The organism is Agrobacterium sp. CG674, from assembly GCF_053521645.1.
Genome location: NZ_JBNWDZ010000016.1, coordinates 19,536 through 36,096 on the forward strand (window position 1 = coordinate 19,536; position 16,561 = coordinate 36,096).

Sequence of the window (16,561 nt, forward strand, 5' to 3'; positions counted from 1 at the left end):
ACGCGGAGAACCTCGCGCAGCGCCGGAATTTGTTAAACCGAATTACTTCGGACGCTTCGCACCGTACTTCGAACGACGCTGCTTGCGGTTCTTGACGCCCTGGGTATCGAGAACACCACGGATGACGTGGTAACGAACGCCCGGCAAGTCCTTTACGCGGCCGCCACGGATCATGACAACGGAGTGTTCCTGAAGGTTATGACCTTCGCCTGGAATGTAGCCGATGACTTCAAAGCCGTTGGTGAGGCGGATCTTGGCAACCTTACGAAGAGCCGAGTTAGGCTTCTTAGGGGTTGTTGTATAAACGCGTGTGCAAACGCCGCGCTTCTGTGGGTTTTCCTGCAGCGCAGGAACCTTATTGCGCTTTACCTGTGCCTGGCGTGGCTTGCGGATCAGCTGGTTTACGGTAGGCATATAACCATCCCTTGTAAAAACTACTTTAGCCACCCTCGCGGGTGGCGGCTATACCGTCTCCGGCAACGACGCACGCATATCGTCATGCGCAAATTGTGGCCCGATCCGGTTTCCACGGATGGGACCACCAAGAGCATAGGACGTCCTGAGACGTCTTGCGTGCAACATTCGTGTCTCGTACGTGTTTTGGGACCCTTGTTTGAGGTGAACTCCAGAGCGAGTCGCTCCAGATGGCCATGCCTCACATTGGCTCCGATGGCGGGCGTACTACTGTTTTAACCCAGTTTCGTCAAGGGTGAATCCGCATTTAGTGCCTTTGCGGGCCTTGGTGACACCGTATGACGTAGCCTTTCGGAGACCTTTTAACATAAAGCCACTCCCCGTGCACGCTTTTCCCAATCCGGCCTTTGGCTTTTCACAAAATCCGTCTATTGATTCCCTGAAGATGCTGAAGGCCGGTCTTGATGTCCGGCCTCGTCTGCCATCTCCACGTATCACAGCCAGAAAAGGGATCGCGTCATGATTACGGAACCAGATAACGACAACGGACGCGACGATGCCATGGTCTTTATCGTCATCGGCAAGGCCTATGAGCGTGAAGGCCAGGAAGGCATCGACATTCATATCATCCTGCGCGCACCAGACGATGACAGCGCTGTACGCGAGGCTCTCAACGCGCTCTCAGAGGAAGGCTTCCTTGAGGCTGATCTTGACCAGATCGGCATGCTGACGGAAGTCCCTGACGAAGAGCCACACGCCTCCGCCTACCAGGGTGCACTTGAGGGTGAAGTCGCGATCATACGCTTCGCCTGAGGCATTCGAGCCCTCCGGGCTCACTGACCCCTCACACAGCCCCACTGAACACTCCCGCAATAAAAAACGCCCGGATCACTCCGGGCGTTTCTGTTTGTACCAGACGGGGCCCCTTCCGAGGCCCCTGCCCTGACTGCCGTTATTCGGCAGCCGGAGCCTTGTCTGTCATGTCTTGCAGCATCTGGTTTGCGGAAGCAGAGCCGGTGCTCTTCTTGCGCTCTTCGATGATAAGCTCGTCGCGGCCCGTCGCGATGCGGCGGATCTGGGTCATGGTGCCACCGGTACCGGCTGGGATCAGACGGCCGACGATGACGTTTTCCTTCAGACCCTGCAACGTGTCGGTCTTGCCGGCGATTGCAGCTTCCGTGAGAACCTTTGTGGTTTCCTGGAACGAAGCAGCCGAGATGAACGAAGGTGTCTGCAGCGAAGCCTTGGTGATACCCAGGAGAACCGGGTCGCCGTAAGATGGCTTCTTGCCTTCTTCGATCAGACGATCGTTGTTGTCCTCCATCTCGATGCGATCAACGCTGTCGCCAACGATGTATTGCGAGTCACCTGCATCGGTGATTTCCACCTTCTGCAGCATCTGACGCACGATCACTTCGATGTGCTTGTCGTTGATGACAACGCCCTGCAAGCGATAGACTTCCTGAATTTCGTTCACGAGGTAGGAAGCCAGAGCCTCCACGCCCTTGATCGCCAGGATGTCGTGCGGTGCGGGGTTGCCATCGAGAATGTATTCGCCCTTCTCGATGTAGTCGCCTTCCTGAAGGTGGAACGGCTTGCTCTTCGGGATCAGGTATTCGACTGGCTCGACACCATCTTCCGCAGGCTCGATCTGAACGCGGCGCTTGTTCTTGTAGTCGCGGCCCAGGCGGATCGTACCATCGATTTCGGCGATGATAGCGTGATCCTTTGGACGACGCGCTTCGAAGAGTTCGGCAACACGCGGCAGACCACCGGTGATATCCTTCGTCTTGGCGCTTTCCAGTGGCGAACGTGCAAGCACGTCACCCTGGAAGACCTTCAAGCCAGGCTCAACCGACAGAATGGCATCAACCGACAGGTGGAAGCGGGCTTCGCTACCACGTGCAAGCTTTGCAACATTGCCGGATGCGTCCTTGATGACGATCGCAGGCTTGAGATCCGAACCGCGCGGTGTCGAACGCCAGTCAATAACCTGACGCTTGGTGATACCGGTGGATTCGTCGGTTGCTTCCAGAACGGAAAGACCGTCGACCAGATCTTCGAAGTGAACAGTACCTTCCACTTCCGTCATCATTGGACGTGTGTAAGGGTCCCACTCTGCCAGACGCTGACCGCGCTTCACCTTGTCGCCATCATCCACGAACAGCTTGGAGCCGTAGGCCACGCGCTGCGAGGAACGCTCGACGCCACGCTCATCAAGAATGGTGACGGACATGTTACGGCCCATCGCGATGAGAATGTTGTCAGAGTTGCGCAAGCTGTTGCGGTTCTTGATCTGGATCGTACCTTCGTAAGACGCTTCCAGGAACGATTGGTCGACCACGTTAGCCGTACCACCAAGGTGGAACGTACGCATGGTCAGCTGTGTACCTGGTTCACCGATGGACTGAGCGGCGATAACGCCAACCGCTTCGCCCATGTTAACTGGCGTACCACGTGCAAGGTCACGACCGTAGCAGACGCCGCAAACACCAACCTGAATCTCGCAGGTCAGAGCAGAGCGGATACGAACCGACTGGATACCAGACGCTTCGATCGTCGCGATATCGGCTTCATCCATCAACTTGCCAGCCTTGACGATGTTTTCGCCTGTGACCGGATTGTCGATATCATCAAGAGCCGTACGACCAAGGATACGCGCGCCGAGCGAAGCAACGACCTGACCGGCATCAACGATGGCAGTCATGGTGAGGCCCTTGTCGGTGCCGCAATCCGTGGAGTTGACGATGCAGTCCTGCGCCACGTCAACGAGACGACGTGTGAGGTAACCGGAGTTCGCCGTCTTCAAGGCCGTGTCTGCAAGACCCTTACGGGCACCGTGAGTCGAGTTGAAGTACTCGTTAACGGTCAGACCTTCCTTAAAGTTGGAGATGATCGGTGTTTCGATGATTTCGCCCGATGGCTTGGCCATGAGGCCGCGCATACCACCCAGCTGACGCATCTGGTTCGGAGAACCACGCGCACCGGAGTGGGACATCATGTAAATGGCGTTCATCGGCTTCTGACGACCGGTCTCGGGATCGAACTCGACAGCCTTAATACGGGCCATCATGTCTTCCGCGACCTTTTCAGTTGCCTTACCCCAGGCATCAACGACCTTGTTGTACTTTTCGCCCTGAGTGATCAGGCCGTCATTGTACTGCTGTTCGTATTCCTTGACCAAAGTTTCCGTGTCGCCAACGATCTTCACCTTGGTTTCAGGAATGATCATGTCGTCCTTGCCGAACGAAATGCCGGCGCGGCAAGCATGGGTAAAGCCGAGCTGCATGATGCGGTCGCAGAAGATGACCGTGTCTTTCTGACCGCAGTGACGGTAGACCGTGTCGATCATCTTGGAGATGTTCTTCTTGGTCATTTCCTGGTTGCAGGTTTCGAAAGGCACATTCACGTTCTTTGGCAGCAGTTCGCCAATGAGCATACGGCCAGGTGTGGTTTCGTGGATCTTCGAAACCGGCTTGCCTTCGGCATCGACAGTCTTGAAGCGACCACGGATCTTTGCATGCAGCGTCACGACCTTGTTTTCCAAAGCGTGGTGCAATTCGCCCAGATCAGAGAAGGCCATGCCTTCGCCTGGCTCGTTCTGGTTCATGATCGAGAGGTAGTAAAGACCGAGAACCATGTCCTGCGAAGGAACGATGATCGGCTGGCCGTTTGCAGGGTGCAGGATGTTGTTTGTGGACATCATCAACACGCGTGCTTCCAACTGCGCTTCAAGCGACAGCGGAACGTGGACAGCCATCTGGTCACCGTCGAAGTCGGCGTTGAAGGCCGTGCAGACGAGCGGGTGCAACTGGATAGCCTTGCCTTCAACCAGCATGGGTTCGAACGCCTGGATGCCAAGACGGTGCAGCGTCGGCGCGCGGTTCAAGAGAACCGGGTGCTCGCGGATGACCTCGTCGAGGATATCCCAAACTTCCGGCTTTTCTTTTTCAACCAGCTTCTTGGCCTGCTTGACGGTGGAGGAGTAACCCTTTGCATCAAGGCGAGCATAGATGAACGGCTTGAACAGCTCGAGAGCCATCTTCTTTGGAAGACCGCACTGGTGCAGCTTCAGCTCAGGACCAGTCACGATAACCGAACGACCGGAATAGTCGACGCGCTTACCGAGAAGGTTCTGACGGAAGCGGCCCTGCTTGCCCTTGAGCATGTCGGACAGCGACTTCAGCGGACGCTTGTTGGCACCCGTGATGACGCGACCGCGGCGGCCGTTATCAAACAGCGCATCGACGGATTCCTGCAACATGCGCTTTTCGTTGCGAATAATGATGCCAGGCGCGCGAAGCTCGATCAGGCGCTTCAGGCGGTTGTTACGGTTGATAACGCGGCGATAGAGATCGTTCAGGTCGGACGTCGCGAAACGGCCACCATCCAGCGGAACCAGCGGACGCAGGTCCGGTGGAATGACTGGAACAACCTTCATGATCATCCACTCGGGACGATTGCCAGATTCCATGAAGTTCTCAACGATCTTGAGACGCTTCATGTATTTCTTCTGCTTGAGCTCAGACGTGGTCTCTGCAAGCTCGGTGCGCAGGTCGCCAGCAATCTTTTCGAGGTTCATAGAAGCCAGCATCTCATAGATGGCTTCAGCACCAATCATGGCGGTGAACTGGTCTTCGCCGAACTCGTCGACGGCGATCATGTATTCTTCTTCGTTCAGAAGCTGGTTCTGCTTCATCGAAGTGAGGCCAGGCTCGGTCACGATGTAGTTTTCGAAATACAGAACGCGCTCAACATCTTTCAGCGTCATGTCGAGCAATGTCGAGATGCGCGAAGGAAGAGACTTCAGGAACCAGATGTGCGCAACAGGTGCTGCGAGCTCGATATGGCCCATGCGCTCACGGCGAACGCGCGACAGCGTAACTTCCACGCCGCACTTTTCGCAGATGATGCCCTTGTACTTCATACGCTTGTACTTGCCGCACAAGCACTCATAGTCCTTGATCGGTCCGAAAATACGCGCGCAGAACAAACCATCGCGTTCAGGCTTGAACGTACGATAGTTGATGGTCTCTGGCTTTTTGATCTCGCCATAGGACCACGAAAGAATCTTTTCCGGGCTCGCAATCGAAATCCGGATGGAATCGAAGTGCTGCGCCGGTACCGACGGGTTGAAAAGGTTCATGACCTCTTGGTTCATGCCTGTCTCCTTAGGGGTTTGGCCCCTTGCTTGCATCTGGCACGGTGAGTCCGCAACACCGGCCAATGCCTAAAACACGATTAACCGCAAATTGCGGCGGAAGTTTCTACCGTCAGGCCGTAACCTTCGGGCGAAACAGGCAGGCACCCTTTGAGGTGCCTGCCCTTTTATTTTTATTCCGCCGCGTCAGGCAGTTGGTTCGCTGCATTGGCTTCGTCGAGCTTCGAATTTTCGAGTTCGACGCTGAGACCCAGCGAGCGCATTTCCTTGACGAGCACGTTGAAGCTTTCAGGAATACCAGCTTCGAAGGTATCGTCACCACGGACGATCGCTTCGTAAACCTTGGTGCGGCCCGCCACGTCGTCAGACTTGACGGTGAGCATTTCCTGCAGCGTGTAGGCCGCGCCGTAAGCTTCCAGAGCCCAGACTTCCATTTCCCCGAAGCGCTGACCGCCGAACTGCGCCTTGCCGCCCAGCGGCTGCTGGGTAACGAGCGAGTAAGGACCGATCGAGCGAGCGTGGATCTTGTCGTCAACAAGGTGGTTCAGCTTGATCATGTACATGTAACCGACGGTCACCTTACGGTCGAAGGTTTCACCGGTACGACCATCGTACAGAACAGACTGACCCGAGTCGTGAAGACCGGCTCTCGTCAGCATTTCAGCAACGTCAGGCTCATGCGCGCCGTCGAAGACTGGCGTTGCAATCGAAACGCCCTTCCTGGACTGCTCGGCGAGACGCAACAGGGACTCGTCGTCAAAGTGAGCGACTTCGTCCTTGGCCTCACTGGCATACACTTCCGTCAGCTCGCGCTTCAGTTCAGTGATATCAAGCGACTTGTGATACTCGTCCAGCATCGCCCCGATCTTCTTGCCCATACCGGCGCAAGCCCATGCGAGGTGCGTTTCGAGAATCTGACCGACGTTCATGCGCGATGGCACGCCCAGCGGGTTCAAGCAGATGTCGACATGCGTGCCGTCTTCCAGGAACGGCATATCTTCCACAGGCACGATACGCGAGACAACGCCCTTGTTACCGTGACGGCCAGCCATCTTGTCGCCTGGCTGGATCTTGCGCTTCACAGCAACGAAGACCTTGACCATCTTCATGACGCCCGGAGGCATTTCATCGCCGCGCTGAACCTTCTCGACCTTATCCATGAAGCGCTGTTCAAGACGCGACTTGGACTCGTCGTACTGACCGCGAAGCGCTTCCAGCTCGGACTGAGCCTTCTCGTCTTCGACAGCAAACATCCACCACTGCGAGCGCGGATATTCGGATACGACAGCGTTCGAAAGCTCGACGCCCTTCTTGAAGCCCTTTGGACCGGCAATGGATACCTGTCCGCGCAGCATCTCGATCAGACGGCCGTAGACGTTACGATCCAGGATAGCCTGTTCGTCATCACGGTCCTTGGCAAGACGTTCGATTTCCTCGCGCTCGATAGCCATCGCACGCTCGTCTTTTTCGACGCCGTGACGGTTGAACACGCGAACTTCAACGACAGTACCAAACGTGCCAGGAGGCATGCGCATGGAGGTGTCGCGAACGTCGGAAGCCTTTTCACCGAAGATAGCACGAAGAAGCTTTTCTTCCGGCGTCATCGGGCTTTCACCCTTTGGCGTGATCTTGCCGACGAGGATATCGCCAGGCTGAACTTCAGCGCCGATGTATACGATGCCGGCTTCGTCGAGGTTCTTCAGCGCTTCTTCCGAGACGTTCGGAATATCACGCGTGATTTCTTCAGGACCAAGCTTGGTGTCGCGCGCCATCACTTCGAATTCTTCGATGTGAATGGACGTGAACACGTCGTCAGAGACGATGCGCTCAGACATCAGGATGGAGTCTTCGTAGTTGTAACCATTCCAAGGCATGAACGCGACGAGCGCGTTACGGCCAAGTGCCAGGTCGCCGAGGTCGGTCGAAGGACCGTCCGCGATGATGTCGCCCTTGTTCAGAATATCGCCGACGGCGACCAGCGGACGCTGGTTGACGCAGGTGTTCTGGTTGGAACGCTGGAACTTCTGGAGACGATAGATATCAACACCGGACTTGCCGGCATCAAGATCTTCCGTCGCACGGATAACGATACGGGTCGCATCGACCTGATCGACCACGCCACCACGACGTGCGGCAATAGCAGCACCGGAGTCACGCGCAACGATCGGCTCCATGCCGGTTCCGACGAACGGAGCCTCGGCACGCAGAAGTGGAACGGCCTGGCGCTGCATGTTCGAGCCCATGAGAGCGCGGTTGGCGTCGTCGTTTTCCAGGAACGGGATGAGAGCCGCAGCAACAGAAACCAGCTGCTTTGGCGAAACGTCCATCAGGTTGATGTTGTCACGTGGAGCAAGCATAACTTCGCCGGAGTGACGGCAAACAACGAACTCTTCCGTGAACGCGCCTTCGCTATCCAACCCGGCATTGGCCTGTGCAACGTAGTATTTCGCCTCTTCCATAGCGGAGAGGTAAATAACTTCCTTGGTCACCTTGCCGTCGATGATCTTGCGGTACGGGCTTTCGATGAAGCCGTACTTGTTGACGCGGGCAAAGGTTGCAAGCGAGTTGATCAGACCGATGTTCGGGCCTTCAGGCGTTTCAATCGGGCAAATACGGCCGTAGTGGGTTGGGTGAACGTCGCGGACTTCGAAGCCTGCGCGCTCGCGGGTCAGACCACCAGGTCCAAGAGCCGAAAGACGGCGCTTGTGGGTGATTTCCGAAAGCGGGTTCACCTGGTCCATGAACTGCGACAGCTGCGAGGAGCCGAAGAATTCGCGAACAGCAGCTGCTGCTGGCTTGGCGTTGATCAGATCCTGCGGCATCACCGTGTCGATTTCGATCGAGGACATACGTTCCTTGATCGCACGTTCCATGCGCAGCAGACCCAGACGATACTGGTTCTCCATCAACTCACCGACGGAGCGAACGCGACGGTTGCCGAGGTTGTCGATATCGTCGATTTCGCCCTTGCCGTCGCGCAGTTCGACCAGCATCCGGACCACAGCCAGAATGTCTTCCTTGCGCAGCGTGCGCACGGTGTCTTCTGCATCCAGATCAAGACGCATGTTCATTTTAACGCGGCCAACAGCCGAGAGATCATAACGTTCGCTGTCGAAGAACAGCGACTTGAACATGGCTTCGGCCGAATCCATTGTTGGCGGCTCACCCGGACGCATGACGCGGTAGATGTCGAACAGAGCTTCCTGACGGTTCTCGTTCTTGTCTGCTGCGAGCGTATTGCGGATGTAGGCGCCAACATTGACGTGGTCGATGTTGAGGATCGGAATCGTGTCGAAACCCGTCTCAAGAATGAGCTTCAGTGTCTTCTCATCGATTTCATCGCCGGCTTCGAGATAGATTTCACCCGTCTCGTAGTTGACCATGTCTTCGGCGAGGAAGTTGCCGTAAAGTTCTTCGTCGGTTGCCTTCAGGAACTTCAGGCCCTTGTCGGACAGCTGACGGATCAAACGCGGTGTCAGCTTCTTGCCGGCTTCGACAACAACTTCGCCCGTGTCGGCATCAACCAGCTCGGTGATTGCCTTGGCACCCTTCAGCACGTCTGGCTGATAAGGGTAACGCCAGCCATCGCCGTCGCGCTCGTAGCTTGCCTTTGTGTAGAAAGTCGAAAGAATTTCTTCGCCATCCATGCCCAACGCCATGAGAAGCGATGTTGCAGGCAGCTTACGGCGACGGTCGATACGTGCGTAGACAACGTCCTTGGCGTCGAATTCGATATCGAGCCACGAACCACGGTAAGGAATGACGCGCGCAGCAAACAGAAGCTTGCCGGACGAGTGGCTCTTGCCCTTGTCGTGGTCGAAGAAAACGCCTGGCGAACGGTGCATCTGCGAAACGATGACGCGCTCCGTGCCGTTCACGATGAACGTTCCGTTATTGGTCATCAGCGGCATGTCGCCCATGTAAACGGATTGTTCCTTGATGTCCTTGATGGACTTCGCGCCTGTATCCTCGTCAATATCGAACACGATCAGACGCAGCGTCACCTTGAGCGGCGCTGCGTAGGTCAGATCGCGCTGACGGCACTCTTCCACGTCGAACTTCGGCTGTTCGAATTCATAGGATACGAATTCGAGCATCGAAGCACCGGAAAAGTCGGTGATCGGGAATACGGATCTGAATACAGCATTCAATCCCTCGTCGGGACGACCGCCTTCGGGCTCGTCAACCATGAGAAACTGGTCATACGAAGCCTTCTGAACCTCAATGAGGTTCGGCATTTCCGCTACTTCAGGAATTTTGCCGAAAAACTTGCGTACGCGCCTGCGACCGTTAAACGAAAGGGTCTGAGCCATCGTCGCTCCTTTAAAATTGCATCCGGGCCTGCAACGGACGGGAACCGCTGGCCAGTCGATCCCGTCAATCCAATGAGTGTCTTCAATCTCGTTTCACGTCCCGAACGATAAGGCCGGAGTGCCTGTAGCGCGCGGTTCGAAACCATTCTTTTGAAGAACCCATTACCCAAAAGCCATTTTCACGCGGCTTTTGGGTAAAAAGTTCGGTAGAAATGCAAACAGGAGACGGCGCGAACGCCGCCTCCCGAACATTCCAAGATTACTTAACGTCAACCTTGGCGCCAGCGTCTTCAAGCTTCTTCTTGAGGTCAGCAGCTTCAGCCTTAGAAACAGCTTCCTTAACAGCCTTAGGAGCACCTTCAACGAGGTCCTTAGCTTCCTTCAGGCCGAGACCTGTGATTGCGCGGACTTCCTTGATGACGTTGATCTTGTTTGCACCAGCGTCAACCAGGATTACGTCGAATTCTGTCTTTTCTTCTTCAGCGGCAGCAGCAGGGCCAGCAGCAGCAGCAACTGCTACAGGCGCAGCAGCAGAAACGCCCCACTTTTCTTCGAGCATCTTGGAAAGCTCAGCAGCTTCCAGAACTGTCAGAGCGGAGAGGTCGTCAACGATCTTTGCGAGATCAGCCATGTTATAGTTCCTTTAATTCGGTTCGAACCGGTTTGAATAGTTACAGCGAAAAACCGCCTTAAGCGGCTTCGTCCTTCTTTGAGTAAGCCGAGAACACGCGAGCAAGCTGGCTTGCTGGTGCTGCGACAACCGTAGCGATGCGCGTTGCAGGAGCCGCAAAGAGGCCCAGCAGTTTCGCACGCAGCTCGTCCAACGAAGGCAGGGTCGCGAGCGACTTGACTGCTTCTGCAGTGAGCGTGGTTGCACCCATGGCGCCGCCCAGAACAACGACCTTGTCGTTAGTCTTGGCGAAGTCCATGACGACTTTCGGAGCAATCATAGGGTCAGTGCTGTATGCAATCAGCGTCTGTCCCTTGAAGAGATCGATCATCCCTTCCGACTCCGTACCCTGAAGAGCGATCTTGGCCAGGCGGTTCTTCGCGACCTTGACGGTGCCGCCAGCAGCACGCATTTTCGAACGAAAATCGTTCATCTGCGCAACTGTGACACCAGCATAGTGGGCCACGACAACTGAACCAGAAGCCTTGAAGACTTCATTCAGCTCCGTGACGAATTCGCGTTTTTCCGCTCTTTCCACTGTCTGTCTCCAGTAGATGGGAACACATTGAACTGTGAACCCATCGGGTTTGCCTTTGCCTCAAGAGACTTTGTTACCAAAATCTCAAGCGACGCTTGAGGATCCTGTCCCCCGCTCTGTCGCCGCAAACGGCTTCAGGCACAGGCACATCAGGTTCGAACCGGATTATTAAGCATCATCAGATGCGAAAATCCGGGCCTTACCCGTCTCATGCAGGCTAGGTGATTAAGGTCAATTCCCTGAGGAATATGAGCCACCTGCAATCTCGGACAGGAGTTCCAGGTTGCCCTGGAAATTCCCGACCCTTGCGAGCCGGAAATCTGGAATGCCGCGCCTCCGTAGAGACGCGGCGAATATATTAGGCTGTAACCGACGAAGGCTCGATGCGAACGCCTGGACCCATGGTCGAGGAAATCGCTACGCGCTTTACGTAGTTGCCCTTGGCGCCAGCTGGCTTTGCCTTGATGACAGCGTCAGCGAAAGCCTTGATGTTTTCTTCGAGCGCCTTGGCGTCGAACGAGGCCTTGCCAATACCAGCATGAACGATACCGGCCTTTTCGACGCGGAATTCAACAGCGCCGCCCTTGGAAGCCTTAACAGCTCCAGCAACGTCCATCGTAACCGTGCCAACCTTAGGGTTTGGCATCATGCCGCGTGGGCCGAGAACCTTACCAAGACGACCGACGAGCGGCATCATGTCAGGTGTCGCGATAACGCGGTCAAAGTCGATCTTGCCGCCCTGAACGATTTCGAGCAGGTCTTCCGCACCGACGATGTCTGCACCAGCAGCCTTGGCTTCATCAGCCTTGGCGCCACGTGCGAACACGGCAACGCGAACGTCACGGCCCGTACCGTTTGGAAGGTTGACAACGCCGCGAACCATCTGGTCTGCGTGACGTGGATCAACGCCGAGGTTCATGGAAACTTCAACAGTTTCGTCGAACTTGGCAATCGCCCGTTCCTTAACCATCGAGATGGCGTCGGTCAGAACGTAAAGTGTCTTTGGATCAACGCCTTCGCGGATCTTCTGTACGCGCTTTGCAAGCTTTGCCATGATCAACCTACCACTTCCAGGCCCATGGCGCGGGCAGAACCCTCAACCATCGCCATTGCGCCTTCGATATCGGCTGCGTTCAGATCCTTCATCTTGGCTTCTGCGATCGTCTTGACCTGAGCCTTGGTGATGGAGCCGACCTTGGCGCCCTTACCAGGCGTCTTGGAACCGGATGTGATCTTTGCTTCCTTCTTCAGCCAATAGGTCATTGGCGGCTGCTTCATGACGAAGGTGAAGGACTTGTCCTGGTAATAGGTGATGACGACCGGAATCGGCATACCCTTTTCCATTTCCTGCGTAGCAGCGTTGAACGCCTTGCAGAATTCCATAATGTTAACGCCACGCTGACCAAGCGCCGGGCCGATTGGCGGGGACGGGTTTGCCGATCCTGCCTTGACCTGAAGCTTGAGCTGGCCTGCAACTTTCTTAGCCATATCTCTCTGCCTTTCAATATGAACCGGTTTCCCGGTTCTGATGCCGGAAAATCCGGCGGCTGCGGTTGCGTGGTGCGATCCCTGCCCCGGCTAACAGCCAGATGATCTTCCACGCGTTATGCGGACTTGCCGCACCACATCAGAAACAGAAACAATCGCTTGCAAGCCATCCCTGATGTATTAATTGAAGGGCGATATGCCCCTCGAATTCTTGTCAGACCTTCTCGACCTGCGCATATTCCAGCTCGACTGGTGTCGCGCGGCCGAAGATAGAAACTTCAACCTTGAGGCGCGACCGCTCTTCGTCGACATCCTGAACAACACCGTTGAACGATGCGAATGGACCGTCGGAGACGCGAACCTGCTCACCGATCTCGAACGAAACCGAAGACTTCGGACGCTCGACGCCCTCCTGGACCTGACCGAGAATACGCTCGGCTTCAGAATCAGGAATCGGAACAGGCTTGTTATCAGAGCCCAGAAAACCCGTAACCTTGGGTGTATTCTTGATGAGGTGATAGGCCTCATCCGTCAGGTTGGCGCGAACCAGCACGTAACCTGGAAAAAACTTACGCTCGCTATCAACCTTACGGCCGCGACGAACTTCAACGACCTTTTCGGTCGGAACCAGAATGCGCTCGAACAGATGGTCGAGACCCTTCTGACGAACCTTTTCTTCAATCGACTCAGCGACCTTCTTTTCGAAGTTCGAATATGCCTGAACGATATACCAACGCGCTGCCATCTCTACTCTCCGCTCAATTCGTTACCGGCCGATGCTCAGCACGAGACTGAGCAACCAGCCGATGAGCTGGTCAGCCGCAAAGAAGAACAGTGCCGCGAAGATGACCATAACCAGCACCATAGCCGTGGAAATCATCGTTTCGCGGCGCGACGGCCAAGTGATCTTCGACGCTTCGGCGCGAACCTGCTGCAGAAACGTAAACGGATTGGTTTTGGATGCCATTGACTGCCCACGCAATTACGGCACGTAAAGCCGAAGTAAACGGCCCCACGCACCGCGTGTCTGTTTTGTCTTACATAAACGCCGATTCCCTCTTTAACAAGAGAAAAAAGACATTTGGCGAATTTCGCCGGTAAACCGGCACCTCATCTGCCATGCAGCGATGTACAGCGCTTGCGGATGAGGAATGGCAGGGGCAGTAAGGCTCGAACTTACGACCTGCGGTTTTGGAGACCGCCGCTCTACCAACTGAGCTATACCCCTTCAACAGCAACTGCAGAAACGAAAGCCGCTTCGGCAATTGCTATGGCGCTCCTTTAAAACGCCACGAAACGAATGGCAAGGGTGTTTTTCATTTTTTCCCCGTTGCCACCCATCAGTTTGCCATTTCAATCAAAGTTCGACGTATTGCCGCCAGTTGTGCTCTTCCTTGAACCCCAACACGTCGCGGGTCTTGCGGTTGGAATACAGGCTTTCATTCTCACCGATCTCGCGAGTCCATGGAACGTTGGGGAAAAAGCGCTCGGCAAGTTCCTTCGTCGGCACATTGGCCGTGGCGGTATCATTGGCGGCGTTGAACACCTGATATCCAAGGCCGTCTTTTTCTACACACAGATGGCATATCTGCCCAAGGTCCCGCGCATCGATGTAATTCCAGGCGTTGCGCTTACGCGTCTCCAGATCTGCGAAGAAACCGGGAAACTTATCATATTCATGCGGCTCGATGACATTGCCGATTCGCAGTGCGTAGATGTCGACGCCGTAGCGTTCCGCAAATGCCCTTGCGGTCTTCTCGTTGACGACCTTGGACAAGCCATAGCTATCCATCGGATCAACATCATAGTCTTCATCCAGTGGGAACTGGTGAAAGTCGCGATGCCCTTCGGCGAAGCAAATGCCGTAGGTCGTCTCGCTCGATGCAACGACAATCTTCTTGACGCCGAGCTTCACCGCGGCCTCGATGACGTTGTAGGTGCCCATGGTGTTAACGCGGAAGGTCTCGTTATCCGGCTTGATCAGAATGCGGGGAATCGCAGCAAAATGTATCACCGCGTCATAAGGCTTCACGCCCTGCCCCGTCTCAAGATCGGAAAAATCACGGTGCATCGATAGCGCGTTGAACACTTGTCCACTATCGGTGACATCAACTGTCAGGTTCGTCACGCCGGGGCAATCAAGCGGCGTAAGGTCGATATTATGGACCTCATACCCCTTCGCAATTAGCCAAGGCACAACGTGTTTGCCAGCTTTGCCAGACCCACCAGTGAATAAAATACGCTTAGCCATGGAATCCTCCAGTTTTCATAGGGTGCCTTAAAAGGCCTGAATACCCTGCTCCACCATGTCTCTAACACATTGCGCTTTGATCGGTTCGCAGTAACTCCATGCGCATGCGAGGGGTAGATGAGATTTCATGTCAACACGAGTGTCATCTGAACCGATACGATGATGAAGACTAGCGAGTTCCGACAGTCTTGCGTGCCCGTACCAATCGCAGTGTGGCGAACTATTTGCCAACCCACGCGACGTCGCTGCCCAATTACTAAATCTCTATGAGACCCCGCCCCACGAGAGCGTGCAGACTATCTATCTTGGGTCGTTTGGGCCCCTTGAAAACAATTTGAGGACGAATATGGATCATCGCCGCGTTTTCAATATCGTTTTCCCAGCTAGACATCGCCCATCTGCTACCGCCCGGCAACACTCCACCCGTGAAACTGCTGTGGCGGGCGAGTTGATGCATCACACCCTCGTCTTCCAGTCTCCCATTCGTATATTTCATCATGTCGACTAGGTGCAATTTGGACCTGAATAACTGTCGGTGCTCACGGTCGAGCTTCCATAGCGAACCATTCCAGTAAGGATACCGCCAATGCACAAGCCCTGTCATTTTGCGAATGAACGCCCACTTTAGCCTACGTTGAAATCTTGCAGATACACCGATGCCGGGCTGGTCGAAAAGACTTTCAGAGAGACCTTTACGCACAAACATATCTGTGTCCAACATTACGACTGTGTCATATTCGTCAAACTGCTTATCCAACAGCACCAGCTTCTGCATAGGAGCAGACAGGTTCTCAGAGAAGACATTTCCTTGCAGGAAACGATATTCTGCGCGCTCACTTACCGCAAATGAGCGAATATTTTCGATTGAATGACGCTCAAGCTCTCCCAGGGTCCCGGTATAATGCTGAAGAACAAGACGCTTCATCTTTTTACTCTCAATCCAAATCGTAATCTTCTCATCGCTTACCTACTCGCACTAACACTTCAAAATAAAAAAAGCCTCCCTGTTTCCAGGGAGGCTCAATAGATAAATAAAACTATTTACTCGACGATCGAAGCAACAATGCCAGCGCCGACGGTACGGCCGCCTTCGCGGATAGCGAAGCGCAGCTTTTCTTCCATCGCGATTGGAACGATCAGTTCGACTTCAACTGTGACGTTGTCGCCTGGCATAACCATTTCCGTGCCTTCTGGAAGCGAAACGATGCCGGTCACGTCAGTTGTACGGAAGTAGAACTGTGGGCGATAGTTCGTGAAGAACGGTGTATGACGACCGCCTTCTTCCTTCGTCAGGATGTAGGCTTCAGCCATGAACTTCTTGTGCGGCTTAACAGAGCCTGGCTTGCAAAGGATCTGACCACGCTCAACGCCATCGCGCTGTACGCCACGAACCAGTGCGCCGATGTTGTCGCCAGCCTGGCCCTGATCGAGCAGCTTGCGGAACATTTCAACGCCGGTAACAGTCGTCTTGGAAGTTGCACGGATGCCGACGATTTCGACTTCTTCACCAACCTTGACGATACCGCGCTCAACGCGACCCGTAACAACCGTACCACGGCCAGAGATCGAGAACACGTCTTCGATTGGCATCAGGAACGGCAGGTCGATTGGACGCTCTGGCGTTGGGATGTAGGCGTCAACCTGAGCCATCAGCTCGCGGATTGCGTCTTCACCGATCTTCTTGTCGGAATCTTCAAGAGCAGCAAGAGCCGAACCCTTGACGATT

General features: G+C 55.0%; 13 protein-coding genes and 1 tRNA gene. 1 reads left to right on the plus strand and 13 read right to left on the minus strand.

The features are described from left to right. Positions 1-42 precede the first annotated feature (42 nt). Complete coding sequence (rpsL, locus tag ACQZ51_RS23005; protein ID WP_042618537.1) at positions 43-414, minus strand: 30S ribosomal protein S12; 372 nt, start codon at positions 412-414, stop codon at positions 43-45. 519 nt (positions 415-933) lie between these two features. On the opposite strand from rpsL, the gene ACQZ51_RS23010 reads away from it, so the two are divergent. Next, on the plus strand, positions 934-1,227 hold the full coding sequence (locus ACQZ51_RS23010) for a hypothetical protein (RefSeq protein WP_042618538.1): 294 nt from the start codon (positions 934-936) through the stop codon (positions 1,225-1,227). A gap of 139 nt (positions 1,228-1,366) precedes the next feature. Here ACQZ51_RS23010 and rpoC read toward each other — a convergent pair whose 3' ends face one another. The 12 genes from rpoC to ACQZ51_RS23070 all read right to left on the minus strand — a co-directional run. Continuing rightward, a complete protein-coding gene (rpoC, locus tag ACQZ51_RS23015; protein ID WP_448780834.1) occupies positions 1,367-5,575 on the minus strand; it encodes a DNA-directed RNA polymerase subunit beta' in 4,209 nt (1,402 codons plus the stop codon). Positions 5,576-5,748: 173 nt separating this feature from the next. Continuing rightward, positions 5,749-9,888 carry a DNA-directed RNA polymerase subunit beta gene (gene rpoB, locus ACQZ51_RS23020; protein WP_448780836.1) on the minus strand — a complete coding sequence of 1,380 codons (4,140 nt, stop codon included), beginning with the start codon at positions 9,886-9,888 and terminating at the stop codon, positions 5,749-5,751. Between the two features lie 259 nt (positions 9,889-10,147). Then, complete coding sequence (gene rplL / locus ACQZ51_RS23025) at positions 10,148-10,519, minus strand: 50S ribosomal protein L7/L12 (protein WP_042618541.1); 372 nt, start codon at positions 10,517-10,519, stop codon at positions 10,148-10,150. Between the two features lie 58 nt (positions 10,520-10,577). Beyond that, complete coding sequence (rplJ, locus tag ACQZ51_RS23030) at positions 10,578-11,096, minus strand: 50S ribosomal protein L10 (RefSeq protein WP_448780837.1); 519 nt, start codon at positions 11,094-11,096, stop codon at positions 10,578-10,580. Positions 11,097-11,454: 358 nt separating this feature from the next. Next, the gene (rplA, locus tag ACQZ51_RS23035) at positions 11,455-12,150 is read right to left on the minus strand and encodes a 50S ribosomal protein L1 (RefSeq protein ID WP_042618543.1); all 696 of its coding nucleotides are present in this window, start codon (positions 12,148-12,150) and stop codon (positions 11,455-11,457) included. A gap of 2 nt (positions 12,151-12,152) precedes the next feature. Next, entirely contained in the window at positions 12,153-12,584 is a 432-nt protein-coding gene (gene rplK, locus ACQZ51_RS23040; RefSeq protein ID WP_042618544.1) for a 50S ribosomal protein L11, read from the minus strand. A 214-nt stretch (positions 12,585-12,798) separates the two neighbouring features. Further along, complete coding sequence (gene nusG, locus ACQZ51_RS23045) at positions 12,799-13,329, minus strand: transcription termination/antitermination protein NusG (protein ID WP_042618545.1); 531 nt, start codon at positions 13,327-13,329, stop codon at positions 12,799-12,801. Positions 13,330-13,350: 21 nt separating this feature from the next. After that, complete coding sequence (gene secE / locus ACQZ51_RS23050; protein WP_448780838.1) at positions 13,351-13,551, minus strand: preprotein translocase subunit SecE; 201 nt, start codon at positions 13,549-13,551, stop codon at positions 13,351-13,353. Positions 13,552-13,736: 185 nt separating this feature from the next. Continuing rightward, a tRNA-Trp gene (locus ACQZ51_RS23055) sits at positions 13,737-13,812 on the minus strand. Between the two features lie 129 nt (positions 13,813-13,941). Continuing rightward, positions 13,942-14,835 carry an NAD-dependent epimerase/dehydratase family protein gene (locus ACQZ51_RS23060; protein ID WP_448780839.1) on the minus strand — a complete coding sequence of 298 codons (894 nt, stop codon included), beginning with the start codon at positions 14,833-14,835 and terminating at the stop codon, positions 13,942-13,944. Between the two features lie 256 nt (positions 14,836-15,091). Then, positions 15,092-15,760 (minus strand): hypothetical protein, encoded by a 669-nt coding sequence (locus tag ACQZ51_RS23065; protein ID WP_448780841.1) that lies wholly within the window; start codon positions 15,758-15,760, stop codon positions 15,092-15,094. Between the two features lie 116 nt (positions 15,761-15,876). Then, positions 15,877-16,561, minus strand: a 685-nt coding sequence (locus ACQZ51_RS23070; protein WP_448780843.1) for an EF-Tu C-terminal domain-related protein, incomplete at its 5' end; no start/stop codon positions are given.